Here is a 24,747-nt window from a genome sequence, read left to right as displayed (position 1 = left end):
TTGCCTGGGGAGGGGTGGGGTGAGGGGGCGCCGTCGCGATCCTCGTCGAGATCGACGAAATACCAAGCGCCGCCCCCTCACCCGGCCTCTCCCCAAGCAAGCTTGGGGGAGAGGAGGCAGATATTGCTAAGCGTCCTCTTCCGTCAGCCGCTTCATGTACGCGTCGACGTCGACCACCACCTCGCGCGGCCGCCGGTTCAGCAAATCCTGGATGCGCTCGTTGTCGGCGTTGCGCACCTCGTCGACCGTGCCGGTCATGAGCACCCTGCCCTGGTCCAGCACGGTAATGGTATCGGCAATCTTGAACGCGCTTTCAAGCTCGTGCGTGACGACCACGATCGTCATGCGCAGCGCGTCGCGCAGGCGCAGGATCAGCTCGTCGAGTTCGGCCGATACGACCGGGTCGAGCCCCGCCGACGGTTCGTCGAAAAACAGCAGCTTGGGGTCCATCACGATCGCGCGCGCGAGCGCGGCGCGCTTGACCATGCCGCCCGAGAGCTGGCTCGGCATCAGATCCTGGAAGCCGCCGAGGTTGACGACCTCGAGCTTGATGCGGCTCATGATGCGGATCGTGTTCTCGTCGAGCGTCGTCAGTTCGCGCAGCGGCAGCGCCACGTTGTCGCCGACCGACAGCGACGTGAGCAGCGCGCCGCCCTGGAACGACACGCCGATCTTGCGACGGATATCCAGCATCTGCGCGGCGTCGGCATGCGCGATGTCGACGCCGAGCACGCGGATCGTGCCGGCGCTCGGCCGGTGCAGACCCAGCACGTGACGCAGCAGCGTGCTCTTGCCCGACCCCGAACCGCCCATGATCACGCGGATCTCGCCCGGTTCGACGCGAAAATCGACGTCGGCAAGAATGCGCCGCTTGCCGTACCAGGCTTCGAGTCCGCGCACGTCGATCAGCGCTTCGGCGTCGGCCACGTTCCCGCCTATCGATTGAGGAAGAACGAGAAGATCATGTCCGCCACGATGATGTAGCAGATCGACAGCACCACCGCGCGCGTCGTCGCACGGCCGACGCCCTCGGCGCCGCCGGTCACGCCGAAGCCGGTGCTGCAGCCGATCAGCGTGATCAGGATCGCGAACACCACGCTCTTGGCGACGCCCTGCCAGATGTCGCCCGGTTCGAGCAGCGCCATCGTGTTCATGATGTACGCGAGCGGCGTGACGTTGAGCGCCGGCGCGCTGTACAGCGCCGCGCCGAGTATCGCCAGCGTGTCGGCGAAAATCGTCAGCGCCGGCAGCATCACCAGCATCGCGATCAGCGCCGGCGCGACGAGATAGCGCACCGGCTCGATGCCGATCACGTTCAGCGCGTCGACTTCCTGCGACACCGTCATCGACCCGATGCGCGCGGCGAGCGCCGAACCGGAACGGCCGGCGACGAGGATCGCCGTGATCAGCGCGCCGAATTCGCGCGTGACCGACTTGGCGACCGCGAGCACCACCTGCGACTGCGCGCCGAATTCCTTGAGCGCCGCGACGAACTGGATGCCGAGCATGATGCCGATCGTCAGCGACAGCATGCCGACGATCGGCAGCGCGTCGACGCCGATGCGGCGCATTTCCGCGGCGATCGACGCGATGCGCACCGGCTGCCCGCGCCGCCAGCCGACGAGCGCGAACCAGAAGCTTTCGGCCAGCAGCATCCCCGCATAGCCGAAGCCGGCGATCGAACCGATCGTCGCCCGGCCGAGGCTCGCGAGCGGGCGCGTGACCGGCTCCATCAGACCGCGCGCGCCGCTTCGACGTCGGCGACGATCGGAAACACGCGGTCGAGCCGCGCGAGTTCGAGCACCGCCATCACCGCCTGGCTGACCGCGACGAGCGCGAAGCGCCGGCCGTTCTGGCGCGCGTTCTGAAACCCTTCGACGAGCGCGGCGATGCCCGACGAATCGATATAGCTCACGGCCGACAGCTCGACGCCGACGCCGGCCTCGCGCTCGAGCGCGTCGAGAATCGCCTGGCGCACCTGCTGCGACCAGGAAAGGTCGACCTCGCCCGACAATCGCACGACCGTGAAATCGCCCTGTTCTTCGCTGGTTACTTCATTCATGCCTCGTCCTCCTGCGGCTGCGGGCAGCGCTTGATCATGCGCAGCACATTGCCGCTCCCGCCCCTGCGCGGCTGCAGCAGCCACTCGTCCATAACCTGATCGATGATCGCGACGCCGAGCCCGCCCGACCGGCACTCTCCCAGTTCGCGCGGCCTGACGGTACACGGATCGACGCTCGGCGCGCTGTCGCGCAGTTCGAATTCCAGCACGTCGCCGTCGCGCCGCAATGACAACGTGATGTCGCCGGCACGGTCGCGGTACGCGTGACGGATGATATTGCAACACGCCTCGTCGACGGCGAGCACCAGGCGGTCGCGCAGTTCGGGGGCGACCTGCGCCGCGTCGAGCGCGTGCCGCAGGTCGGCGCGGACATTGCGCATGCGCTCCGGTTCGGCCGCGAAGCTGCGCCGCAGCAGCACCTGCGGCGGATGCGCGCGCGGCTCCTCGAGCAGCAGGATGGTCGTGTCGTCGACGAGCTTCAAGCTGCGCAGCTCCGACACCATCGAACGCAGCCGCACTTCCGGCGGCAGCGTCGCGTAGCGGTCGATCAGCGAACGTACGCCGGCGTTGCCGAGCCGGCTCGCACCGGTGCGCACGTCGGTCACGCCGTCGGAGAAGAAATACAAGGTTCCACTACCCAGCGTCACCATCGTCTCGGCGAAGGTCATGTCGGCGACGATGCCAAGCGGCGGGCCGTCGGAACGGAACTCCGCGTAGTCGCCGTCGGCGTGCAGCAGCGCCGGCGGAAAACCCGCGCCGGCCAGACGCACCTGGCCCGAGGCGCGCGCGTAGTAGCCCACCAGCGCGCAGACGAAGCGGCCGTCCTGCGTCGTCTGGCACAGCTCGTCGTTCGCGCGGCGCAGCCATTCCGACGGTGCCAGACCGTCCTTGCCGGCCCAGCGCAGGAGGCTCGCCGCGCGCGTCATCAGCAGCGCGGCATCCAGGCCCTTGCCCGAAACGTCGCCGATGACGAAACCGATGCGGCCGTCCGGCAGGTCGAAATAGTCGTAGAAATCGCCCGAGATCTCGTGTGCCGGCACGTTCACCGCGAGCAGCGGAAAACCGGCGCGGCGACGCTTGGGCAGCAGCGATTTCTGCAGCCGCCGCGCGAGGTCGAACTCGCGCTTGAGACGCTGTTGTTCGATCAGCTCGCGCGCCATGCGCGCGTTGTTGATCGCGAGCGCGGCGGGCGCGGCAAGGAGGCGCAGGATGCCGGCGTCGGTCGCATCGAACGGCGCGCCGCTCTTGCGGTTGATGAGCTCGAGCACGCCGATCGGGCCGTTCGCGGTCGTCAGCGGCGCGCACAGCAGCGAGCGGGTGACGAAGCCGGTCTCGGCGTCCATGCGCTTGTGCACGCGCGGATCGGTCTGCGCGTCGGCGACGATCTGCACGGCGTTTTCGGTCGCGGCGAGGCCGACGACGCCCTGCTCCATCGACAGCGTCAGGCCGGTCAGATCGACCGGGCCGACGCAGACCTTGCACTCGAGCAGGCCGGTCGCGGCGTCGAGCAGGAACAGCGACGCGGCTTCGGCCTCCATGTAGTCGGCGATGCGGTTGAGCGCCTGCGTCAGCGTCTGGCGCAGGTCGAGCGATTCGGCCAGCGCCTCGGACAGGTCCGCCAGCAGCGCGAACGCGCGGGCGTCGTCGCCTTGCGCGGCGCGGGCGAGCATCGTGGCCGTGCTCGGCGTCATGAGACCGGCGGCTCCTCGCCGCGCGCGCCCTCGGCGCGCCGGCTGCGGCGCTGGCGCAGGCCCCACAGCGTCAGCACCGGCCCAGAGGCCGCGTACAGCGACGCGATCGCGAACGACACGAGCGGCGTGTCGATGTACAGCGCGACGAACACGAGCACGACCGCGGTGACCGCGACGAACGGTACGCGCTCGGACGAGTGCGGCGCGGCCTTGAAGCTGAAATAGCGCAGGTTGCTGACCATCAGCAGGCCCGCCAGCACGGCGATGCACGGCGCGACGATCTGCACGAGGCGGTCGCCGCCGGCATGGCCGTTGTCGGCCGCGGCCCAGACGAACGACATCGTCAGCGCCGCCGCCGCCGGGCTCGCCAGCCCCTGGAAATAGCGCTTGTCGGTGACGCCGACCTGCGTGTTGAACCGCGCCAGCCTTAGCGCCGCGCAAGCGGCGTACACGAACGCCGCCGCGAAACCGAGCTTGCCGGCCATCGGTCCGTACTGTTTCAACGTCGACAGCGACCACGTGTACAGCACGAGCGCCGGCGCGAGACCGAAGCTGACCATGTCGGCGAGCGAGTCGTACTGCACGCCGAACTCGCTCTGCGTATTCGTCAGGCGCGCGACGCGGCCGTCCAGGCCGTCGAGCAGGCCCGCGACGAACACGGCGATCGCCGCGTCCGACGGATGCCCGGCCATGGCCGCGACGATCGCGTAGAAACCGGCGAACATGCCGCCCGTGGTCAGGAGATTGGGCAGCAGGTAGATGCCGCGGTGCGGTTTGCGCCGCGCGGTGTCGCTCGATTCCATGCGTCTTCCGTAGCCGGATTTTGCGCGAGTTTAGCGCATGGCCCGCACGCGGCGCGCCGGCGCGGCTTGTAACCGGCCCCCGACAGTGATATCCAGGCGACCGGGTGCATCGACCGGGCGCAGACCCGCAAACCCCGCGCCGCAGCAAGTGCTTAGGCCGCCTTCTTTGACGAATTGTGACGAAGGCGGACGCCGCAGCACCGGCCGCCGCGCGATACTCAAGACAGACTGGTGCCGGAGAGAACCATGAAAATTCGCTATCTGATGATCGGCCTGCTCGTCGCCGCGGCCGGCGTCGCCGACGCCGCCGACAACAAGGTCTACAAGTGGAAAGATGCTAACGGCATCATGCATTTTTCCGACTCGCCGCCGCCCAAGGGCCAGCAGTTCGACAACATCCGGATCGTCGGCCAGGCCGCCCCGATCACGTCGACCGCGACCGAACAGAAGCCGGCCGACCCGGCCGCCGCCGCGCCCGCCGCGGGCGAGCCGCAGACCGAAGAGCAGCGCCGGGCGCAGCGTTGCACCGAAGCCAAGCAGCGCGAAGGCCTGCTCGCCGGGCAGCAGCAGCTCGTGACCACGCGCGACGGCAAGGAAGTGCCGCTCGCGGGCGCCGACCGCGACGCCGAACTCGCCGTCGCGCGCACGATCGTGCAGCAGTACTGCGCGCCGCCGGCAGGCTGAACGTGACGCCGCAGCGCGGCCGGGCCTGGCTGTGGCTGCTCGCCGCGCTCGCGGCCGGCGCGGTCGGCTGGTGGTATTTCGCGCCGCAGACGCTGCCGGTCGCCGTGCGGCACGCTGCGCCCGTATCGCCGACCGCCGACCGTGCGTCGCCCGTGCTGTACAAGTGGCGCGACGACAAGGGCGTGCTCAACGTCACCGACGTGCCGCCGCCCGACGGCCGCCGCTACGAAACGGTGCGCTACGATCCGAACACCAATGTCGTGCCCGGCTATCGCGCGCCGGGCGCCGATCCGAACGCGCGCCCGATTCCGCCCGATCCGGCGAAGTAGCCCGCGCAAACGAACCGCAGCACGGCAGGACCGGCTAGAATCACGGACTTTCCGTGTTCGATCGACGCCCATGCGCCTTTCCCAGTATCACCTCGCCACCGTCAAGGAAGTTCCCGCCGACGCCGAAATCGCCAGCCATCAGCTGATGCTGCGCGCCGGCATGATCCGCAAGCTCGCCGCGGGCCTGTACACCTGGTCGCCGCTGGGCCTGCGCGTGCTGCGCAAGGTCGAAACCGCCGTGCGCGAAGAAATGAACCGCGCGGGCGCGATCGAAGTGCTGATGCCGTCGATCCAGCCGCGCGAGCTGTGGGAGGAAACCGGCCGCTGGGAGAAGTTCGGCGGCCAGCTCCTGAAGATCCGCGACCGCAAGGACGCCGAGTTCTGCTACGGCCCGACGCATGAAGAGGTGATCACCGACTTCGCGCGCGCCGAGCTCAAGAGCTACAAGCAGCTGCCGGTCAACTTCTATCAGATCCAGACGAAGTTCCGCGACGAGATCCGCCCGCGCTTCGGCGTGATGCGCGCGCGCGAATTCATCATGAAGGACGCGTACTCGTTCCATCTCGACCCGGCCGGGCTCGAGCAGGAATATTGGAACATGTACAACGCCTACGGCCGGATCTTCACGCGCCTGGGCCTGAAATTCCGTGCGGTGCAGGCCGACTCCGGCGCGATCGGCGGCAGCGTGTCGCACGAATTCCAGGTGCTCGCCGATTCGGGCGAAGACGCGATCGCGTTCTCGACCGGCTCCGACTACGCCGCGAACATCGAATTCGCCGAGGCGGTCGCGCCCGTCGCCGTGCGCCCGGCGCCCGCGGCCGAACTCGCGCGCGTCGACACGCCGACGCAGAAGACGATCGACGAGGTGTCGGCGTTCCTCGGCGTCGATCCGGCCCGGTGCGTCAAGACGATCCTCGTCAAGGGCGTCGACGGCCTCGTCGCGCTGTGCGTGCGCGGCGATCACGAGATCAACGAGGTCAAGGCCGGCAAGCTCGCCGAACTGCCGGGCGCGTCGGCGCTCGCCGACGAAGCCGACATCGTCAAGGCGCTCGGCTGCCGCCCGGGCTTCATCGGACCGGTCGGCCTGCCCGACACGATTCCGGTCATCGTCGACCGCAGCGCCGCGGTGCTCGCCGATTTCGTCTGCGGCGGCAACGCCGACGGCACGCACTACCGCGGCGCGAACTGGGAACGCGACGCGCGCGTCACGCGCGTGGAGGACCTGCGCAAGGTCGTCGAGGGCGACCCCTCGCCCGACGGCCAGGGCGAGTTGCGCCTGGCGCGCGGCATCGAGGTCGGCCACGTGTTCCAGCTCGGCCGCAAGTACAGCGAAGCGCTCGGCGCGACCGTGCTCGACCAGGACGGTAAAAGTCGCGAAATGTACATGGGCTGCTACGGCATCGGCGTCAGCCGCATCGTGGCCGCCGCGATCGAGCAGAACTACGACGCGGCCGGCATCGTCTGGCCCGAGCCGATGGCGCCGTGGCGCATCGCGGTGTGCACGATCAACCCGAAGAACGACGCGGCAGTGGCCGCGGCGGCGGACGCGCTGTATGCGGAGCTTGCGGCGAAGGGCGTGGAAGTGCTGCTCGACGATCGCGGGCTGCGTCCCGGCCCGATGTTCGCCGACATGGAACTGATCGGCATTCCGCATCGCGTGGTCGTCAGCGAACGCGGCCTTGCGGCCGGCACGTTCGAATACCGCGGACGTCGCGATACCGAGGCGAAGCAGCTGACGCGCGACGAAGTGCTGGGGCTGTTCTAACGTCCGTCATCCCAGCGAAAGCTGGGATCCAGCTTCTCAGGCGTGAAAGTCAAAGGCTGGATCCCGGCTTTCGCCGGGATGACGAGCAAAAAAGGGATGACGAGCGAACGGCGCTACTTGTCGCCGTCCTTGTCCTTCTTCGAAACCAGGCCGCGCAGCTTGCCGAACAACCCGCCGGCCGACACTTCGACCGCCTTCGTCAGCTTGCCGGCCAGGCCCTGCTGGCGTTCGAGGTCGGCCAGCTCCTGGCGCTGCCGGTCGGCCATCTGGGCCTCCCACTTCCGCTTCATTTCTTCCTGCTGCACCTTCGTGCGCAGCTGCTTGCGGTAGTCGTCGGGCAGCGCTTCGCGGAACAGCGAATTGGGCTCGCGCGCGACGTAGCGGCCGATCTCGTCGTACATCTGCTCGTTGAACTGCTCGCCGGTCGCCGTCTTGGTGAGCTGGCCGCCGAGCTGGTCGAAATTCGCGAACGTCATGCGCAGAAGACCGGTCTCGGCGTCGGCGTTGAACTGCGCCGCCAATACCGCTCTGCCGCGCGCGCGGAACGTCGCGGCGATGACGTCGCCGGACGCGTCTTTCTTCGTCGGCGTAATGCCGCCGATATGAAAACGCTGGAATGCGCCGGCGACCGTCTTGATGCGCGACGACGTCAGCACCTCGACCGACGGGCATTCGTCGGTCACGACGCTGCACGGAAACGACAGCTTGATCTCTTTGGAGGCCGGCTGGCTCGATATCTTGAGGTCGTACTCGTGCTCGACCGCGAACACGACGTTGCCGTAGCCGGCGATCGCATGCGTGAACGTCTTGCGCGGCTTGATGAAGGCGAGGTTCTGCGTGAGCTTCAGGAGGTATTCGTACAGCGCTGCCATGCCCGGCTCGAGCTGCGTGCGATAGGACGCCTCGCGTTCCTGTTTCAAACGCTCGACGTCGTCCGCTCCGGCCTTGCGCCGTTGCGCTTCCTGTTCGAGTTCGTCCAGCAGTCCCACTGCTCACCCCTGAGACATCGATCGAAGGTCGGCCGCGTAGGGCGGCGCCCGGCGAATAGTAGCGCGTCGAGGCGGTCGGTATCACGTCGGCGCGCACGGACCCGACCGGCCACGCTAGCCCGCGGCGAGCGCCGGTGCAAGTCCGGCTCGGCAGTTGTCGCGGGACAGATTAATTTGCATTGGAATGGCGATTAAGTACAAAATCGCGCCCCGTGCATGCCCGCGGGTTTAAAAGTGCATGCGCAGATACACGAGCGACGAATGCGAAAAACGGAATTGTCGCCGCGTTCGCCGCCCTTCCCACTTCGAGGATAACCATGGCCATCGATCTCGACAGTCTCAATCCGAAACAGCTCAACGATCTTATTCTTCGCGCCGAACAGCGCAAGAACGATCTGCAGCGCGAAAAAATCGGCAAGGTTCGCGAAAAAATCGTGAATCTCGCCAAGACCGAAGGCTTCAGCATCGAAGAACTGTTCGGCGCCGCGCGCAAGCAGTCGGCCGGCAAGAAGGTCAAGCCGAAATACCGCAATCCGCAGGCGCCGAATGAAACCTGGTCGGGCCGCGGCAAGCGTCCGCGCTGGTTCGTCGCCGCGATCGGCGCCGGCAAGAAAGAGAAAGATCTCCTGATCTGACGCGCTTGCGAGCCGGGTCGCAACGACCCGGCTCGAATTTCAAAGACTGCGCCGCGGCGGCGCCAGCAGGTCGCCGAACAACAACCCCGCGACCAGCGACACCAGTATCGTTACGAGCGAAAACGCGGTATCGATTCCGAGAAGCACGTCACGTTCGAAAACGAACGACAGGCTTTTGAAGCCGATACTGCCGGGCACCAGCAGGATAATCCCGGGTTCGCGGATCAACGCGCCCGGCCGCTGCTTCAAGGTCGCGTATACATTGCTCACCGCGCCGATCGTGAGGCCGGCGATAAATACGCCGAATTCCGGTCCGAAGCGCGCGCCGCCGAAACGCGTCAATGCGTAGCCGAGCATGATCGAGGCGATCACGATCCATACGTCGCGCCGGCCGCTCCTGAAAATCACCGCGAACGAACAGGCGCCGGCGACGAGGCCGAGCCATTCCGCCCAGACCGGCACGGCCGGCAGCACCTCCGACGACGGCACGACGCCGACGACGCGGCACAATTGCGCGGCGGCGACGGTGCCGAACGTCAATTTGAGCAATGTAGCCATTGCGCCGGCCATGCGCGCCACGCCCGACACGAGATGCTGGCTCGACAGCTCGCGCACGGCCGTCGTCAGCGTCATGCCGGGCAGGAGCACGATGAGGCTGGCGAGCACGACGGGCTTCAGGCTCAGCGGCACGACGTACGCGCTGACCGCGATCGCGATCACCGTGACGATGAGCGCCGACACCGCCTCGAAGCTCGCCGACAGCCGCGGCCGTCCGACCGCGCCGTAGGCGACGAGACCGATCAGCCAGCCGCACAGCGCCGCGACCGCGATGTCGGCCCACGAGGTTTTCAGGAGCGAGGCGATGCTCGCCGACGACACGCCGTACGCGAGCACGGTCAGCCACCGCCCGCGCGGGCTCATCGGTCGATCGAGCTCGCGCAGCATGCGATAGCCCGTGCGCAGGTCGAGGCTGCCGTCGATCACGCGGTCGGCGATGTTGTCGACCTCGCACAGGCGCCGCAGATTGACCTCGCCGGGCGCGAGGCGAATCACCTGCGTCAGCTGCGCGACCGCGTGCTTGCCCTGGCTCGTCTCGGCGAACGACAGCACGATCGACGTCGGCGTCGACAGCACGTCGCAGTAGAGGTCCAGGCGTTCGCTGACTTTGCTGATCGCGTCTTCCAGGCGCGGGGCCGCCGTGCCGTACTCGTGCAGGCGCCGTGCGAGCGCGACGACGAAGCCGACCCGTGTATTGAGCGTGTACGCGCTTTGCGCGCGCGGTTCTTCCTCTTGCATTCGTGCGCCCCGATCAAACGGTCGCGATTATGGGCGAACGGACGGCCAAACGGCGTACCGCCCGATGAATCGCCGGCAGGGGCGTTGCTAGACTCGCCCGGGACGGGGGGAAGATCGATGCCGGACAACGAACTGACTGAGCTCCTCAACCGGGCGCAACGGGGCGACGACGACGCGCGCGAAGCCGCGTTCGCGCGGATCTACGCGGAATTGAAGCGCATCGCCGCTGCCGAGCTGCGGCGCAATCCCGGCGCGACGCTCGACACGACGGCGCTCGTGCACGAGGCCTGGGCGAAGCTCGCGGCGAATTACGCCGGTACGCTCGAAAGCCGCGGCCACTACTACAGCCTCGCGGCGCGCGCGATGCGGCAGATCCTCGTCGACCAGGCGCGCCGGCGCATCGCCGACAAGCGCGGCGGCGGCGAGCGCCCGGCCGAACTCGACGAGGCGACGGCGCTCGCCGACGCCCGCGCGAGCGAAGTGCTCGCGATCGACCAGGCGCTGTCGCGGCTCGCCCGACGCGACGCGCGTGCCGCCCGCGTCGTCGAGTGGCATTTCTTCGGCGGCTTCACGTTCGACGAGATCGCGGTCGAGCTGAAGCTCAGCGAGCGCACCGTGCGCGGCGACTGGGCGCTCGCGCGCGCGGTGCTGGCGCGCGAACTCGGCGCATGAGCTGCCGCCTGCGGCGCCCGATCGCGTAACCGAAGGCTGAGGTACCCGATGACCGCGCACGAACCCGACTGGGAACGGATCAAGCAACTGTTCGCCGCCTGCGCCGATGCGACCGACGCCGAACGCGCCGTCTTGCTTGGCGACACCGCGACGTGCCCGCCCGACGTGCGCGCCGAAGTCGAGGCGCTGCTCGCGGCCCACGCGGGCGCGGCGCCGCTCGACGCCGGCGCCGCGCAGTTCGGTGCGCCGCTGTTCGCCGGCGCCGACGCGCTGCCCGAACGCATCGGCCCGTACCGGCTGCGCTCGCGCCTGGGCAGCGGCGGCATGGGCACGGTGTACCTCGCCGAACGCGACGAGCCGGGCATCGCGCAGCGCGTGGCGCTCAAGCAGATTCGCGCGGGGCTCGACAGCCCGTCGCAGCGCCAGCGCCTCGCGCGCGAACGCGCAATCCTCGCGCGGCTGTCGCACGACGGCATCGCGCGCCTGTTCGACGGCGGCATCGATGCCGACGGGCGCCCGTGGTTCGCGCTCGAAGTCGTCGACGGCGAGCCGATCACGCGCTACGCCGACCGGCTGCGGCTGGCGCCCGCCGCGCGCGTGCGCCTGTTCCGCCGCGTGCTCGACGCGCTCGCGTACGCGCACCGCAACCTCGTCGTGCATCGCGACATCAAGCCCGGCAACGTGCTCGTCACCGCCGACGGCCGTCCGAAACTGCTCGACTTCGGCATCGCCAAACTGCTGGACGAGGACGACGCGACGCAGACGACGCAGGCACTGACGCCGGTCTACGCCGCGCCCGAACAGCTCGACGGCGGCGTCATCGGCACCGCGACCGACGTCTACGCGCTCGGCATGCTGCTGTACGAACTCCTGTGCGGGCGCCTGCCGTACGCGATCGACCCGGCACGCCGCGTCGCGTACGCCGACGCGGTCGCGCACGCCGAACCCGAACGCCTGCGCAAGGCGCTCGCGCGCGACGCCGAACCCGACGCCCCAACGCTCGCCGCACGCCGAGGTTCGAACGTCGCGGTGCTCGCACGCGCGCTCGATCGCGACCTCGATGCCGTCGTCGAACGCGCGCTCGCCAAGTCGCCCGAGGCGCGCTACGCGAGCGTCGACGCGTTCGCGGCCGATCTCGACGCATGGCTCGCGCACCGGCCGTTGCCCGGCGCGCAGGCGTCGCGCGGACGGCGCATCGGCAAATACCTGCGCCGGCACCGCGCAGGCGTTGCGGCGGTCGCCGCGATCGCGGCGACGATCGCGATCGGCGTCGGCGTCGCGTGGACGCAGGCGCGGCAGATCGAGCGTCACGCGCGCACGGCGCTCGCCGTGCGCGAATACCTCACCGGCATCTTCGCCGCGATCGACCCGGAGCAGGCGCGCGGCCGCGAGATTCCGCTGCGCGAAGTGCTCGACCAGGGCGCGCGCCGCGCCGAACGGGGTCTCGCCGACCAGCCCGCCCTGCGCGGCGCGCTGCTGTCGGATTTCGGCGCGATCTACGCGTCGCTCGGCGACGAGGCGCGGGCGATCGGCCTGCTCGAATCCGCACGCGCCGCGCTCGCGGCCGACGCCGGCAGCGACCGCGCCGAACGGGCGCGCGCCGCGATCCGGCTCGCGGCGGCGCTCGAGGAAGCCGGGCGCTACGACGACGCGCTCGCGGCGATCGACGCCGCGCTGAACATGCTCGGCGACCGGCCCTACAGCGACGCGCTGCGCGCCGAAGCCGAAATCCAGCGCGGGCGCATCGAGATCGACCTCGACCGGCTCGACGACGCCTCCACACGCCTGACCAACGTCGCCGATTTCGTGCGCGCGAGCCCCGCGGCATCGGCGCAGACCCGCATCGACGCGTTCGCCGCGCTCGGCTACCTGCGCACGACGCAGGCGCGCCACGAAGAAGCGCAGCCGCTCTTGCGCGAAGCACTCGCGCTGCAGCGCGAACTCGATCCCGAAAGTCCGTCGGTGGCCTCGCGGCTGCACGAACTCGCCGGCGCGATCGGCGCCGGGGCGAACGCGCCGGCCGCCGTGCCGCTGATGCGCGAGGCGCTCGCGCTGCACGTCAGGCACTACGGCGAACGGCACCCGCTGACGTTGTCGAGCGAGGGCGAACTCGCGCTGTGGCTGCAGAGCGCGAACGAGATCGACGAGGCCGAGGCGCTGTTCAAGCGCAACATCGCCGCGCGGCGCGAGGTTTTCGGCGAACGCAGCGACGATGCGGCGGTCGCGATGAACAACTACGCGTTGCTGCTGTACGGCCGGCGCCGCTACGACGAAGCCGCGCCGCTGTTCGGGCAGGCGTACGCGATCTGGCGCGAGCGCCTCGGCGCCGAGCATGCGCGCACGCGCACCGCGCAGGGCAACTACGCCGCGGCGCTCGGCGAAATCGGCCGCGACGCAGACGCCGAACCGCTGCTGCGCGAGGCCTACGCGCTGTCCGAACGTCTCAATCCGCCGCGCAAGCGCGGCTCTGCGCGCAACAGCCTCGCGCTGCTCCTCGAACGCACCGGTCGGCTCGACGAAGCCGCAGCGTTGATGCGGGACGGCGTCGCGGCCGACGTCGCCGCGTTCGACGGCAACGAAGCGCACTACCCGTGGTCGCGCGTGATCTACGGCCGCGTGCTGCGCAAGCACGGCGACCTCGACGGCGCGAGCGAACAACTGGAAAAAGCGCTCGCGGCGTACGACGGCGACGCGTACCCCGACGGCCTGCGCACCGCGACATGCCTGATCGAAACCGCGCGCGTGCGACTCGCGCTGCGACGGCGGGACGGCGTCGCGGCGCTCGTCGATCGCGCGCTCGCGGTGTACGCGCGCGAGCTGCCGGCCGATCACGCCGACGCGCGCGACGCGCGAGAACTGCGCGCGACGCTATGACGCGGCGATCGCGCGAAACGTCAGATTGACGCGCGGCGCGGCGACGCGCGCGGTCTTGGGCAGATCGTGCCGGTAGTGCGTCTGCGTCGTGCCGGCCATCACGAACAGGCTGCCCGGCGCGAGCGGCAGGTCGAGCGACAACGAGGCATCGCGCTTGTGCCGCAGCCGGAAGCGGCGCACGGCGCCGAAACTCAGCGACGCGATGACCGGCTCGGGGCCGAGTTCGGGCTCGGCGTCGCTGTGCCAGCCCATCGAATCGGCGCCGCTGCGGTACAGATTGCACAGCACGCTGTTGAACGGCGCGCCGCACCAGCGCGACACGGCGTCGCGCAGTGCGCCGAGCGCGGGCGTCCACGGATGCGGCACGAAGCGCGTGCGCGAATAGGTGTACACCGCGTCGGCGTCGCCGACCCACGACGACAGGCGCGGCGAATCGACTTCGCGGCCGTAGAGCCGGATGCGATGGCGTTCCCACGCGATCTCGTCGCGCAGGCGCGCGAACCACGCGTCGGGATCGGCGATCGCGCGCGGCGCGTAGCGCAGCGTGGCGCCCGGCAGATCGGGCAGCGGCTGCCATGCGGGCGCGGCGAGCGGAAGTTCGAAGGTCATGGCGGCGATTGTCGCGCGAGCGCGGCGGCGCGTCCGTCCGGATCGTGCGCTACGATTCGACGAGCCTTCGCGCGTGCAGCGCCATCATGCGTTCCTCGTTGGCGGGAATCACGAGCGCCTCGACGTCGCCGAGAAAGCGCAGCCGCGCGAGAATCGCCTCGCGCACCGACGCCGCGTTCTCGCCGATGCCGCCGGTGAACACGATCGCGTCGATACCGCCCATCGACACGGCCATCGTCGCCGCGTACTGCGCGACCTTCAGCGCGAAGTAGTCGAGCGCGAAGCGCGCGCCGGGCGCGTCGCTCGCGACGAGCGTGCGCACGTCGTTGCTCAGGCCCGACAGGCCCTTCAGGCCCGATTCCTCGTACAGCGTGCGTTCGACGCGCGCTGCGTCCCACCCGAGTTCGCGCAGGAGGTACGTCACCGCGCCGGGATCGATCGCGCCGCTGCGCGTGCCCATCGGCAGGCCGTCGAGCGCGGTCATGCCCATCGTCGTGTCGACGCTTTCGCCGCCCTTGAGCGCGCACAGGCTCGCGCCGTTGCCGAGGTGCGCGACGACGACGCGCGCGCCCGCGAGATCGGGCCGCGTGTCGCGCAGCACGCGCGCGATCCATTCGTACGACAGGCCGTGAAACCCGTAGCGCCGCACGCCGCGCTCGTAGAGTTCGGCCGGCACGGCGAACCGCTGGAACAGCGGATCGTGGCGCGCATGGAACGCGGTATCGAAGCAGGCGATGTCGGGCGCGTGACCGGCGAGCCGCGCCGACGCGGCGATGCCCGCGAGATTGTGCGGCTGGTGCAGCGGCGCGAGCGGTACGAGCTTGCCGAGCTCTTCGAGCACCGCGGGCGTCACGACGACCGGCTCGACGAACTTGAGGCCGCCGTGCACGACGCGGTGCGCGATCGCGCGCAGGCGCCAGTCGTCGTCGTGACGGTCGATGAAGTCGAGCACGGCGACGAGCGCCGCGTCGTGATCGGACGACGCGAGCGGCGTCGCGATCGCCGCATCGACACCGGCAAGACGCGCCGAAAACCGCGCGTCGGTGCCGATGCCGGACACCTGCCCCCACGCCAGCCGCTCGAACGTGTCGTAGCGCTGCGCCTCGAACTTCAGGCTCGAAGAGCCGGTGTTGAGTACGAGCAGCGCGTCGGTCATTTGAAGCGGCCCGCCGCGCGCGCGTCGACGAGCAGCACGGCGAGCGCGCACGAAAGCAATCGCGCGTGCTCGTCGTCGGCGCGGCTCGTCAGCACGATCGGCACGCGCGCGCCGAGCACGACGCCGGCGATCTCGGCGCGGCTCAGGAACGTCAGCTGCTTGGCGAGCATGTTGCCCGATTCGATGTCGGGCACGACGAGGATGTCGGCGTCGCCGGCGACGGCGGAGACGATGCCTTTTTCCTTCGCCGCCTCGGCGCTGACCGCGTTGTCGAACGCGAGCGGGCCGTCGATGACGCAGTCGGCGATCTGGCCGCGGTCGGCCATCTTGCACAGCGCCGCGGCGTCGAGCGTCGCGGCCATGCGGGGATTGACCGTCTCGACCGCCGCGAGCACGGCCACCTTCGGCCGGCCCTGGTCGGGGAACATCGCGCGCCAGAGGTCCGCGGCGTTGCGCACGATGTCGGCCTTGTCCTCGAGCGCCGGCGCGATGTTGACCGCCGCGTCGGTGATGATGAACGGCTTCGGATACGTCGCGATGTTCATGACGAACGCATGCGAGACGCGGCGCTCGGTGCGCAGACCCGCGTCGCTGCGCACGACGGCGGCCAGGAGTTCGTCGGTGTGCAGCGCGCCTTTCATGATCGCGTCGACGCCCTTGCCGGCCGCGAGCGCGACGGCTTTCGCGGCGGCGGCGTGACTGTGCTCGACGTCGACGACTTCCCAGCCGGCGATGTCGACGCCGGCCTCGGCGGCGGCCTCGGCGATGCGCGCGGCCGGCCCGATCAGCACCGGTTCGATCAGGTGGCGCCGCCGCGCGTCGTCGGCCGCTTCGATCGCGATGGCCTTGACCGGATGGACGACGGCCGTGCGCATCGCGGGCAGCGAGCGGCAGCGTTCGAGAATCGCGTCGGACCAGGTGCTCATGGGTGACTCCGTTCGATGAGGGCGCTCGATGTCGCAGTGGATGCGCGTGGCCATGCCGGGCTCCTCTCCCCCGCAAGCTTGCGGGGGAGAGGGTTGGGGTGAGGGGGCGACGCGAGGCACTGCGTCGACGTCGACGAAGACTGCGGCGCCGCCCCCTCACCCCGGCCTTCCCCAAGCAAGCTTGGGGGAGAGGGATTCTTTATTTTGAATTTTCTTTTTATATTTCACCCAACGACGCCGCTGCCGCGCAGCCGCTCGCGCTCGCCGGCATCGACGCCGAGCGACGCGAGCACCTCATCGGTGTGTTCGCCCAGGCGCGGCGGCGCGAGATCCGCGCGCCACGCCGCGCCGTCGGCGCGCACCGGATTGGCGATCTGCGGCAGCGGTCCGAGCGTCGGATGCGTCATCTCGAACGCGAGACCGCGCTCGCGCGTTTGCTCGTGCGCGAACACCTGCGCGAGATCGTTGACCGGCCCGGCCGGCACGCCGGTCGCCGCGAGCGCGGCGAGCCACTGGGCGGTCGTGCGCGCGGCGAATACCGCCTGCAGGCGCTCGACGAGTTCGCCGCGATGCGCCACGCGTGCGGCATTCGTCGCAAAACGCACATCGTCCGCGAGCGCCGCCACGCCGCCCTCGTCGCACAGGCGCCGGAACTGCGCGTCGTTGCCGCAGGCGAGCATCAGATGGCCGTCGGCCGTCGCGAATGTCTGGTACGGCGCGATGTTCGGGTGTGCGGTGCCGTGCCGGTGCGGCACTTCGCCGCCGACGAGGAAGTTCATGCCCTGGTTCGCGAGCCAGGCGACCTGGCAGTCGAACAGCGCGAGATCCAGATGCGCGCCGCGCCCGGTCGCCGACCGCGCGTGCAGCGCCGCGAGAATCGCCGTCGCCGCGTACATGCCGCACATGAGGTCGCTGACCGCGACGCCGACCTTCTGCGGCCCCGCGCCGGGCTCGCCGTCGGCAATCCCGGTCAGCGACATCAGACCCGCCTCGGCCTGGATCATCGCGTCGTAGCCGGGCCGCGCGGCGTTCGCGCCCTCCTGGCCGAAACCGCTGATCGAGCAGTACACGAGCCGCGGATTGCGCGCGCAGAGCGTCGCGTAGTCGAGCCCGTATCGCGCGAGCGTGCCGGGCAGATAGTTTTCGACGACGACGTCGGCATCGTCGGCGAGACGCTGCAGCAGCGCCTGGCCGTCGGGCTGCGCGAAGTCGAGCGCGACCGACCGCTTGCCGCGGTTGCACGCGAGGAAATACGCGGCGACGGCCTCGTCGTTGGCGCCTTGCAGAAACGGCGGTCCCCAGCGGCGCGTATCGTCGCCGCTGCCGGGACGTTCGATCTTGGTCACCTGCGCACCGTAGTCGGCCAGGAGCTGCGTACACCACGGCCCCGCAAGGATGCGCGACAGATCCAGCACCCGGACGCCGTCGAGCGGCTTCATGCGGCGACGCTTACCCGCGCGGCGGATAGACCGGCGCCGCGTCGAGCGCGGCCGCACAGACTTCCGCGAGTTCGAGCAGGCGCAGATCCGAACCCGGCGGCCCGACGAACTGCATGCCGAGCGGCAGGCCGTCGGCCGAGCGGCCCATCGGAATCGTCACCGCGGGGCAGCCGGCGAGACTCGGGAAGCTCGTGAACAGCGCCTGGTTCGCCGGTTCCGGCGCGTCGAGCGGCACCGCGGCGCCCGGGGTCGTCGGCGTGACGAGCACGTCGACCTCGGCGAACACGCGGCGCATCTTGAGCACCGACGCGTCGAGCATGCGGTCGGCCGCGACGTAGTCCGGCGCCGACTTGCCGCGCGCGAACTCGAGCATCGCGCGAAAGCCCGGCGACACCGGATGCGCGGCGTCGGCAAGATCGCTCGCGAACGTCGACAGCATTTCGGCTTCCATCAGCAACAGGCCGGCGCGGCGCGCGCGGTCGAACGGATAATCGGCGAAGCTCACGCCGCGGCGCTCGCCGAGCTCCTGGCGCAGCGTCACGAGCGCGTTCTCGAACACTTCGACGACTTCCGGCGACGTGCCGAGCGCCGCGAGATTCGGAATGACGCCGCTCTTCAAGCGCCCCGGCTCCCAGTCCGGCGGCGCGAACGCGACGCGGCGCTTGCGCGACCGCGGATCTTCCGCGTCGTAGCCGGCCAGCACCTGCAGAAGCACCGTCAGGTCGTTGACGCCGCGCGCGATCAGGCCGACGGTGTCGAGCCTGCGCGCCGCCGGCACCATGCCGCGCACCGAGATTTCGCCGTGCGTGGGCTTGAGCGCCGCGACGCCGCAGTGGCTCGCGGGAATGCGGATCGAGCCCATGCTGTCGGAGCCGAGCGCCGCCGCGCACAGGCCCGCCGCGACCGCGGCGGCCGAGCCGCCCGACGATCCGCCCACGCCGTAGCCTTCGCGCCACGGATTGACCGTCGCGCCGTAGTGCGCGTTGTGCGTGCGTGCGCCGAGCACGCCTTCGTCGAGATTGGTCTTGCCGAGGATCACCGCGCCGGACGCGGCGAGGCGCGCGATGCAGGCCGCGTCGGTCGTCGCGCGATGCTCGCGCCGGCCCGGCAGGCCGGCCGTCGTGGCCCAGCCGGCGACGTCGAAATTGTCTTTGATCGCCACCGGCACGCCGTCGAGGCGGCCGATCGCGCCGCCCGACTTGCGCCGCGCCGATGCCGCCGCGGCAGCCGCGCGCGCGCCGGCCGCGTCGAGGGCGATATACGCGTTGAGGCGCGGGTTTTCACGCTCGATCGCCGACAGGTACAGGGTGGTCAGCCACTCCGCGTCGACGCGCCCCGAGGCCAGCCAGTGCAGCTGGTGACACAGGGCCGCGCCGCGCAATTCGTGTCCGGCGAGTTCGTCCGTTACCGCATTCATCCAGTCCCCTCCCTATCCTGCTTCGCCCGATTATGACCGATGCCTATTTCTACGCCAGCGCGAGACGGCGAATCCGCGACCGCGTACACGTACACTTGCCCCGTCAAGTGGCCGGCACGACGCGATGAGCGAGGAAGAAACACCCCGAGAACCGCCGACCGGCGCCGCGCGCCGCGGCCTGCGCTCGTCGCGCAAGCCGCGCTACCTGCAGGTGGCCGACGAACTGCGCGACGAGCTCAAGCGCGGCGACCATCCCGTCGGCGGCATGCTGCCGACCGAGGCGCAGCTGTGCGAGCGCTTCGCGATCAGCCGCTACACCGCGCGCGAAGCGCTGCGTACGCTCGAGGAGATGGGCCTCGTCGCGCGCCGGCGCGGCTCGGGCACGCAGGTGCGCAGCGCCGAGCCGCAGGTGCGCTACAACCAGTACGTGCGTTCGATCGACGATCTGCTGCAGTACACCCAGGCGACGCGCTTCCAGCTGCGCCACAGCGACCGGCTCGAGGCCGATGCGACGATCGCCGGCTGGCTCGACGTGCGCGCCGGCACCGAATGCGTGCTGCTGCACGGCATCCGCTACCAGCGGCGCATGCTCAAACCGTTCTGTATTACCGATGTATACCGCCGCGCGACGATGCAGGGGCTGCCGCCCGGCTTCGCGCGCGTCGAGGACGCGATGCGCGCGCTGATCGAGGGCGAGCTGTTCGCGCGCGTGGGCCTCGTCGAGCAGATCCTGTCGGCCGTCGCGCTCGACGCCGAACAGGCGCGCGAACTCGAAGTCGAGCCCGGCACGCCGGCGCTGCGCACGCTGCGGCGCTATTTCGACCCGAAGAACCGCATCCTGCTCGTGGCCGTGACGCTGCATCCGGGCGACGTTTTCAGCTATGTCACGCGTTACGAGCGCAGCGATGTGATGCGCGGCGTGTAGCGACGTACGCCGGCCTGATTGCCGGCTCTAGCTGGGAACCGCGACAATGCGCCTTTCCTCGCCCTAGCCGGAGTCCGCCATGAGCGAACGCGATGTCATGGAATACGACGTGGTCACCGTGGGCGCAGGCCCGGCCGGCCTCGCCTTCGCGATACGCCTGAAGCAGCTCAAGCCCGACATCCGCGTCTGCGTGATCGAAAAGGCATCGACGGTCGGCGCGCACATCCTTTCCGGTGCGGTGATCGAGCCCGAACCGCTGAACGAACTGCTGCCCGACTGGGGCAAGAATCCGCCGCCGATCTGCGTGCCGGTGACCAAGGACGAGTTCTGGTGGCTGCGCGACAAAGCGCGCGCGCTCAAGCTGCCGGTCGTGCCGCCGCAAATGCACAACCACGGCAACTTCATCGTCTCGCTCGGCGCACTGTGCGCGTGGCTGGCGCCGCAGGCCGAAGCGCTCGGCGTCGAGATCTATCCCGGCTTTGCCGCGGCCGAACCGCTGTTCAACGATCAAGGCGCGGTCTGCGGCGTGCGCATCGGCGACATGGGCGTCGCGCGCGACGGCGAACACAAGAGCGGCTATACGCAAGGCATCGACATCACCGCGCCGATCACCGTGCTCGGCGAAGGCGCGCGCGGGCATCTGTCCAAGCAGCTGATCGCCAAATACGCGCTCGACAAGGACTGCGACCCGCAGAGCTATTCGATCGGCATCAAGGAGCTGTGGCAGCTGCCGGCCGGGCGCGTGGAGCCGGGCAAGGTGATGCACACGCTCGGCTGGCCGGCCGACAACGCGACGTACGGCGGCTCGTTCCTGTACCACCTCGACAAGGACCGCGTCGCGATCGGCTACATCACGGGCCTCGACTACGCCGATCCGATGCTGTCGCCGTTCGAGCTGTTCCAGCAGTTGAAGAACCACCCCGCGATCAAGCCGCTGCTCGAAGGCGGCAGCATCGTTTCGTACGGCGCGCGCGCGATCGTCACCGGCGGCTGGCAGGCGCTGCCGCGCTGCGAAATGCCCGGCGCGCTGCTGATCGGCGACGCGGCCGGCACGCTCAACGTGCCGAAGATCAAGGGTACGCACCAGGCGCTGCGCTCGGGCATGCTCGCGGCCGAACACATCGCCGCGACGAACTCGGTCGAGGGCTGGGACGCGAAGCTGCGCGCGTCGGCGGTCGGCAAAGAACTGCACAAAGTCAGAAATATCAAACCGGGCTTCCATGGCGGACTGTGGATGGGCCTGGCCAACGCCGGCTGGGAAACGGTCACGGCGGGGCTGTCGCCGTGGACGCTCAAGAGCACGCCGGACTGGAACTCGCTGCACAAGATCGGCCAGTACGAAGCGCCGAGGCGCGACTTCGTCGAACGCACGCTGCCGCCGCGCGACCGCCTGGCCTCGGTGTACTTCGCCGCGACCGAGCACGACGAAGACCAGCCGGTGCACCTGAAGGTCGCCGACACCGACATCTGCGTGACGCGCTGCGCCGAGGAATACGCGAACCCGTGCCAGCGGTTCTGCCCGGCCGGCGTCTACGAAATCGTCGAGGACGAAGCCGGCAAGCGCCTGCAGATCAACGCGGCGAACTGCGTGCACTGCAAGACTTGCGACATCAAGGATCCGTACCAGATCATCACCTGGGTGACGCCGGAAGGCGGGGCGGGGCCGAACTACCAGAACCTGTAATGACGCGTCGTCGCACGAACTCCGTCATTCCAGCGAAAGCTGGAATCCAGCTTTTGCTTTTTGCTCGTCATTCCGGCGCAGGCCGGAATCCAGCTCCTGGACTCGGTTTTCGCCGATATCGAAAAGCTGGATCCCGGCCTGCGCCGGGATGACGAGCGAGAGCGAAAACCCCAAAGAGCAAGAGCTGGATCCCAGCTTTCGCTGGGATGACGAGCCCGAAGCCCCTTGCTCGTCGTAACCTCGCTCGCCGCTCCCATGCCCCTACGTCCCGCCCTCGCTTGGCTGATCCCCGCCCTCGTCGCCGCGATCGCCTTCCTGCCCGCCCTCCACGCCGGCATCACGCCCGAAGACTGGGGCTGGCTCGCGCTGACGCGCCATCTCGACGATCCCGCGGTCGTGCTGCGTGAAAATGCGTTTTTTACCTATTTCTATCGCCCGGTCGGCCTCGCGTTCTGGTGGTTGACGGCGCAGGCGTTCGGCGCCGACGGCGTCTGGCACTACGCCGCGAACCTCGTCGTGCACGCCGCGAACGCCGCGCTCGTCGCCGTGCTCGGCAACGCGCTCGCGCGCGACGGCGACGCCGATCGTCCGTGGCTGCCCGGCCTCGTCGCCGGCCTCGCGTTCGCCTGCGCGCCGGCCGGCATCGGCACCGCGATCTGGCTGTCCGATCGCTTCGATCCGCTCGCGCTGCTGTTCGGCCTCGCCGCGCTCGTCGCCGGCGAACGCGCGCTGCGCCGCGACAGCACAGGCGCGGCGATCGCGAGCGCCGCGCTGCTGCTGTTCTCGCTCACGTCGAAGGAAGTGGCCTACGCCGTCGCCGCGGCGCTCTTCGTGCGCGCGCTCGCGCACCGGTACGCGACGGGCGAGCGGCGCTACGGGGTCGCGATCGCCGCGGTCGCGGCCGTGATCGCCGCACTCGCGCTGCGCGTGGCGAGCGGCACCGCGACGACGACGACCGGCGCGCAGGCCGGCGCCGGCGCGATCGTCGAAGGCGCGCTCGCCTGGTGGCGCTATCTGCCGCATGCGCTGTTCGGCTTCACGTCGGCGTCGCTGCATCCGCTCGCGATCGCGCTGGTCGCTCTCCTCGCGGCACTGGTCATCGCCGCCGGCATCGTCGCGGTGCGCCGGCGCAGCGCGTACGCGATGCGCACGGCGTCGATCGCGCTCGTGCTCGTCGCCGCACCGTCGGTACTGCAGGCGCCGATCGTGCGGCTCGCGCTCGCGAACGACGCGGGCGTGCTGTCGCTGAACCTGCGCTTCTACTATCTCGCGGCCGCGGGCATCGCGCTCGCGGTGCCGGCGATCTGGACGCTGCTGCGCGGCCGCGCCGCGCGCGCGGTTTGCGTCGGCGCGTTCGGCGCGCTGTGCGTCGTCGGCCTCGTGCTGTCGCACCGCATCGCCTCGCGCTGGACCGACCTCTACGCCGCCGACAGCGCGCGCGTCACGCGCATCGGCGAAGCGCTCGCGGCGCGCGATTTTCCGCCGGGCTGCCGCATCGAACTGGCCATGCCCGACTACAGCGACGACGTGCGCACGCATATCGACACGATGGTCAAGGGCGCCGCGTCGCGCGGCGCGAGCCTGATGCGCTGCGCGATATTCGCCGGCCGGCCGGTCTACAACACCGTCGTCGACGCGCGCGACTGCGCCGCCGGCGCCTGGCCGGGGTTGCGCATCGCGGTCGCGAACGGTCACGATCTCGTCGATCGCTTCGGCAATCTGTGCACGCTGCAGTTCGTCGAGCCCGACCACGCCGAAACCGGCGCGAACGTCTTCCCCTTTTCCGTCGACGCGCAAGGCCGCGTCGCTTCGCCGGAGGCCGCACCGTAATGTCCGCCTATCGCATCGCCCTCGTCACCGCCCGCGCCGCGCGCGACCTCGACGAAGACCTGCCGCCGCTCGTCAACGCGCTGCGCGCCGCCGGCGCCGACGTCGCCACGCTCGACTGGGACGACCCCTCGGTCGACTGGACGGCATGGCACGTCGCCGCGCTGCGCTCGCCGTGGGACTACACGCAGCGCCTGCCGGAATTCCTCGCCTGGGCGCAGCGCGCGGCGGCGGCGACCGCGCTCGTCAATCCGGTCGACATCGTGCGCTGGAACACCGACAAGCACTACCTCGCCGACCTCGAACGCGCCGGCGTCGCGATCGTGCCGAGCCGGTTCGTCGAACCGGGCGACGATGCAGCGGCCAAACTCGACGCGTTCCTCGCCGACTTTCCGACCGCGACCGAGTTCGTCGTCAAGCCGTGCGTCGGCGCCGGCTCGCGCGACGCGCGGCGGCACGCGCGATCGGCGCTTGACGACGCGCTCGCACACACGCGCAGCCTGATCGATGCCGGCCGCAGCGTCGTACTGCAGCCGTATCTCGATCGTGTCGACGACCACGGCGAAACCGCGCTCGTCTACCTCGACGGCGCGTTCAGCCACGCGATCCGCAAGGGTCCGCTGCTGCGGCGCGGCGAGGACGCCACGCGCGCGCTGTTCGCGGCCGAACACATCACGCCGCGCACGCCGAGCGACGCGGAACTCGCGCTCGGCGCGCGCACCCTCGCGGCGATCCCCGCGGACGCGCCGCTGCTCTACGCGCGCGTCGACCTGATCCACGACGGCGCCGGGCAGCCGCGCGTTCTGGAGCTGGAACTCAGCGAACCGTCCCTATTCTTCGCGCACGGCGCGGGTTCGGCCGACCGCTACGCGGCCGCCGTACTGCGCCGGGCGAGTGCTGTCCGGACAGCCTGACCTGTCGAAACGGACGAACCACGCTAGAATTCGCGTTCTCCCCGAGGCTG

23 protein-coding genes are annotated in these 24,747 nt (G+C 69.9%); 10 read left to right on the top strand and 13 right to left on the bottom strand.

Features of this window, described 5'->3' with window-relative positions:
* Positions 1–126: 126 nt before the first annotated feature.
* The 5 genes from OD750_RS01125 to pssA are packed head-to-tail and all read right to left on the bottom strand — an operon-like array spanning position 127 to position 4,556.
* On the bottom strand, positions 127–927 hold the full coding sequence (locus tag OD750_RS01125; protein ID WP_263544557.1) for an ABC transporter ATP-binding protein: 801 nt from the start codon (positions 925–927) through the stop codon (positions 127–129).
* Between the two features lie 8 nt (positions 928–935).
* Positions 936–1,733, bottom strand: a complete 798-nt coding sequence (locus tag OD750_RS01120; RefSeq protein ID WP_263544556.1) for an MlaE family ABC transporter permease — start codon at positions 1,731–1,733, stop codon at positions 936–938.
* Complete coding sequence (locus OD750_RS01115) at positions 1,733–2,062, bottom strand: STAS domain-containing protein (protein WP_263544555.1); 330 nt, start codon at positions 2,060–2,062, stop codon at positions 1,733–1,735. Before OD750_RS01115 ends, OD750_RS01120 begins: the two co-directional genes overlap by 1 nt.
* Positions 2,059–3,753, bottom strand: a complete 1,695-nt coding sequence (locus OD750_RS01110; RefSeq protein WP_263544554.1) for a SpoIIE family protein phosphatase — start codon at positions 3,751–3,753, stop codon at positions 2,059–2,061. The genes OD750_RS01115 and OD750_RS01110 overlap by 4 nt, the downstream gene beginning before the upstream one ends.
* The gene (gene pssA, locus OD750_RS01105) at positions 3,750–4,556 is read right to left on the bottom strand and encodes a CDP-diacylglycerol--serine O-phosphatidyltransferase (RefSeq protein ID WP_263544553.1); all 807 of its coding nucleotides are present in this window, start codon (positions 4,554–4,556) and stop codon (positions 3,750–3,752) included. Before pssA ends, OD750_RS01110 begins: the two co-directional genes overlap by 4 nt.
* Before the next feature lie 246 nt (positions 4,557–4,802).
* Between pssA and OD750_RS01100 the strand changes: the two genes are divergently transcribed.
* The 3 genes from OD750_RS01100 to OD750_RS01090 all read left to right on the top strand — a co-directional run bounded on the left by OD750_RS01100 (position 4,803) and on the right by OD750_RS01090 (position 7,334).
* Positions 4,803–5,240 (top strand): DUF4124 domain-containing protein, encoded by a 438-nt coding sequence (locus tag OD750_RS01100; protein ID WP_263544552.1) that lies wholly within the window; start codon positions 4,803–4,805, stop codon positions 5,238–5,240.
* A gap of 2 nt (positions 5,241–5,242) precedes the next feature.
* The gene (locus OD750_RS01095; RefSeq protein ID WP_263544551.1) at positions 5,243–5,569 is read left to right on the top strand and encodes a DUF4124 domain-containing protein; all 327 of its coding nucleotides are present in this window, start codon (positions 5,243–5,245) and stop codon (positions 5,567–5,569) included.
* Between the two features lie 70 nt (positions 5,570–5,639).
* Positions 5,640–7,334 (top strand): proline--tRNA ligase, encoded by a 1,695-nt coding sequence (locus OD750_RS01090; RefSeq protein WP_263544550.1) that lies wholly within the window; start codon positions 5,640–5,642, stop codon positions 7,332–7,334.
* 113 nt (positions 7,335–7,447) lie between these two features.
* Here the strand turns inward: OD750_RS01090 and OD750_RS01085 are convergent, their stop codons facing one another.
* Positions 7,448–8,323: a hypothetical protein gene (locus OD750_RS01085; protein WP_263544549.1), complete on the bottom strand. Its 876-nt coding sequence runs from the start codon at positions 8,321–8,323 to the stop codon at positions 7,448–7,450.
* A gap of 317 nt (positions 8,324–8,640) precedes the next feature.
* Between OD750_RS01085 and OD750_RS01080 the strand changes: the two genes are divergently transcribed.
* Entirely contained in the window at positions 8,641–8,958 is a 318-nt protein-coding gene (locus OD750_RS01080; RefSeq protein ID WP_263544548.1) for an H-NS histone family protein, read from the top strand.
* Between the two features lie 39 nt (positions 8,959–8,997).
* Here OD750_RS01080 and OD750_RS01075 read toward each other — a convergent pair whose 3' ends face one another.
* Positions 8,998–10,254: a threonine/serine exporter family protein gene (locus tag OD750_RS01075; protein WP_263544547.1), complete on the bottom strand. Its 1,257-nt coding sequence runs from the start codon at positions 10,252–10,254 to the stop codon at positions 8,998–9,000.
* Between the two features lie 117 nt (positions 10,255–10,371).
* Between OD750_RS01075 and OD750_RS01070 the strand changes: the two genes are divergently transcribed.
* Both OD750_RS01070 and OD750_RS01065 read left to right on the top strand, forming a co-directional pair.
* Complete coding sequence (locus OD750_RS01070; RefSeq protein WP_263544546.1) at positions 10,372–10,926, top strand: ECF-type sigma factor; 555 nt, start codon at positions 10,372–10,374, stop codon at positions 10,924–10,926.
* Between the two features lie 48 nt (positions 10,927–10,974).
* On the top strand, positions 10,975–13,800 hold the full coding sequence (locus tag OD750_RS01065) for a serine/threonine-protein kinase (protein ID WP_263544545.1): 2,826 nt from the start codon (positions 10,975–10,977) through the stop codon (positions 13,798–13,800).
* Here the strand turns inward: OD750_RS01065 and OD750_RS01060 are convergent.
* The 5 genes from OD750_RS01060 to OD750_RS01040 form a co-directional block, all read right to left on the bottom strand.
* Complete coding sequence (locus OD750_RS01060) at positions 13,795–14,409, bottom strand: alpha-ketoglutarate-dependent dioxygenase AlkB family protein (protein ID WP_263544544.1); 615 nt, start codon at positions 14,407–14,409, stop codon at positions 13,795–13,797. The genes OD750_RS01065 and OD750_RS01060 overlap by 6 nt on opposite strands.
* A 49-nt stretch (positions 14,410–14,458) precedes the next feature.
* Entirely contained in the window at positions 14,459–15,565 is a 1,107-nt protein-coding gene (locus OD750_RS01055; protein WP_263544543.1) for an acetate/propionate family kinase, read from the bottom strand.
* A complete protein-coding gene (locus OD750_RS01050) occupies positions 15,562–16,491 on the bottom strand; it encodes a bifunctional enoyl-CoA hydratase/phosphate acetyltransferase (RefSeq protein WP_263544542.1) in 930 nt (309 codons plus the stop codon). Before OD750_RS01050 ends, OD750_RS01055 begins: the two co-directional genes overlap by 4 nt.
* A gap of 224 nt (positions 16,492–16,715) precedes the next feature.
* The gene (locus tag OD750_RS01045; RefSeq protein WP_263544541.1) at positions 16,716–17,930 is read right to left on the bottom strand and encodes a CaiB/BaiF CoA transferase family protein; all 1,215 of its coding nucleotides are present in this window, start codon (positions 17,928–17,930) and stop codon (positions 16,716–16,718) included.
* A gap of 10 nt (positions 17,931–17,940) precedes the next feature.
* Positions 17,941–19,347, bottom strand: coding sequence for an amidase (locus OD750_RS01040; RefSeq protein ID WP_263544540.1), 1,407 nt, complete (start codon positions 19,345–19,347; stop codon positions 17,941–17,943).
* 124 nt (positions 19,348–19,471) lie between these two features.
* Between OD750_RS01040 and OD750_RS01035 the strand changes: the two genes are divergently transcribed.
* Positions 19,472–20,272 (top strand): GntR family transcriptional regulator, encoded by an 801-nt coding sequence (locus OD750_RS01035; protein WP_263544539.1) that lies wholly within the window; start codon positions 19,472–19,474, stop codon positions 20,270–20,272.
* A 79-nt stretch (positions 20,273–20,351) separates the two neighbouring features.
* Entirely contained in the window at positions 20,352–21,956 is a 1,605-nt protein-coding gene (locus OD750_RS01030; RefSeq protein WP_263544538.1) for an electron transfer flavoprotein-ubiquinone oxidoreductase, read from the top strand.
* Between the two features lie 24 nt (positions 21,957–21,980).
* Here OD750_RS01030 and OD750_RS01025 read toward each other — a convergent pair whose 3' ends face one another.
* The gene (locus OD750_RS01025) at positions 21,981–22,130 is read right to left on the bottom strand and encodes a hypothetical protein (protein ID WP_263544537.1); all 150 of its coding nucleotides are present in this window, start codon (positions 22,128–22,130) and stop codon (positions 21,981–21,983) included.
* A gap of 81 nt (positions 22,131–22,211) precedes the next feature.
* Between OD750_RS01025 and OD750_RS01020 the strand changes: the two genes are divergently transcribed.
* Positions 22,212–23,786, top strand: a complete 1,575-nt coding sequence (locus OD750_RS01020) for a hypothetical protein (RefSeq protein WP_263544536.1) — start codon at positions 22,212–22,214, stop codon at positions 23,784–23,786.
* On the top strand, positions 23,786–24,697 hold the full coding sequence (locus OD750_RS01015; protein ID WP_263544535.1) for an ATP-grasp domain-containing protein: 912 nt from the start codon (positions 23,786–23,788) through the stop codon (positions 24,695–24,697). The genes OD750_RS01020 and OD750_RS01015 overlap by 1 nt, the downstream gene beginning before the upstream one ends.
* The last annotated feature ends 50 nt before the right edge of the window (positions 24,698–24,747 follow it).

Origin of the sequence: Tahibacter soli (assembly GCF_025717065.2) — a bacterium.
GTDB classification, from domain to species: domain Bacteria; phylum Pseudomonadota; class Gammaproteobacteria; order Xanthomonadales; family Rhodanobacteraceae; genus Tahibacter; species Tahibacter soli.
The sequence above is the reverse complement of the archived record's forward strand: the minus strand, read 5'-3'. Positions and strand labels throughout refer to the sequence as shown.

Excerpts from the sequence above, each read along its gene's own strand:
- OD750_RS01045 (WP_263544541.1), bottom strand. The coding sequence starts at position 17,930 with ATGAAGCCGCTCGACGGCGTCCGGGTGCTGGATCTGTCGCGCATCCTT.
- OD750_RS01065 (WP_263544545.1), top strand. The coding sequence starts at position 10,975 with ATGACCGCGCACGAACCCGACTGGGAACGGATCAAGCAACTGTTCGCC.
- OD750_RS01070 (WP_263544546.1), top strand. The coding sequence starts at position 10,372 with ATGCCGGACAACGAACTGACTGAGCTCCTCAACCGGGCGCAACGGGGC.
- OD750_RS01035 (WP_263544539.1), top strand. The coding sequence starts at position 19,472 with ATGAGCGAGGAAGAAACACCCCGAGAACCGCCGACCGGCGCCGCGCGC.
- OD750_RS01100 (WP_263544552.1), top strand. The coding sequence starts at position 4,803 with ATGAAAATTCGCTATCTGATGATCGGCCTGCTCGTCGCCGCGGCCGGC.
- OD750_RS01110 (WP_263544554.1), bottom strand. The coding sequence starts at position 3,753 with ATGACGCCGAGCACGGCCACGATGCTCGCCCGCGCCGCGCAAGGCGAC.
- OD750_RS01090 (WP_263544550.1), top strand. The coding sequence starts at position 5,640 with ATGCGCCTTTCCCAGTATCACCTCGCCACCGTCAAGGAAGTTCCCGCC.
- OD750_RS01075 (WP_263544547.1), bottom strand. The coding sequence starts at position 10,254 with ATGCAAGAGGAAGAACCGCGCGCGCAAAGCGCGTACACGCTCAATACA.
- OD750_RS01060 (WP_263544544.1), bottom strand. The coding sequence starts at position 14,409 with ATGACCTTCGAACTTCCGCTCGCCGCGCCCGCATGGCAGCCGCTGCCC.
- OD750_RS01115 (WP_263544555.1), bottom strand. The coding sequence starts at position 2,062 with ATGAATGAAGTAACCAGCGAAGAACAGGGCGATTTCACGGTCGTGCGA.
- OD750_RS01030 (WP_263544538.1), top strand. The coding sequence starts at position 20,352 with ATGAGCGAACGCGATGTCATGGAATACGACGTGGTCACCGTGGGCGCA.
- OD750_RS01120 (WP_263544556.1), bottom strand. The coding sequence starts at position 1,733 with ATGGAGCCGGTCACGCGCCCGCTCGCGAGCCTCGGCCGGGCGACGATC.
- OD750_RS01050 (WP_263544542.1), bottom strand. The coding sequence starts at position 16,491 with ATGAGCACCTGGTCCGACGCGATTCTCGAACGCTGCCGCTCGCTGCCC.
- OD750_RS01020 (WP_263544536.1), top strand. The coding sequence starts at position 22,212 with ATGCCCCTACGTCCCGCCCTCGCTTGGCTGATCCCCGCCCTCGTCGCC.
- OD750_RS01015 (WP_263544535.1), top strand. The coding sequence starts at position 23,786 with ATGTCCGCCTATCGCATCGCCCTCGTCACCGCCCGCGCCGCGCGCGAC.
- OD750_RS01080 (WP_263544548.1), top strand. The coding sequence starts at position 8,641 with ATGGCCATCGATCTCGACAGTCTCAATCCGAAACAGCTCAACGATCTT.
- pssA (WP_263544553.1), bottom strand. The coding sequence starts at position 4,556 with ATGGAATCGAGCGACACCGCGCGGCGCAAACCGCACCGCGGCATCTAC.
- OD750_RS01040 (WP_263544540.1), bottom strand. The coding sequence starts at position 19,347 with ATGAATGCGGTAACGGACGAACTCGCCGGACACGAATTGCGCGGCGCG.
- OD750_RS01055 (WP_263544543.1), bottom strand. The coding sequence starts at position 15,565 with ATGACCGACGCGCTGCTCGTACTCAACACCGGCTCTTCGAGCCTGAAG.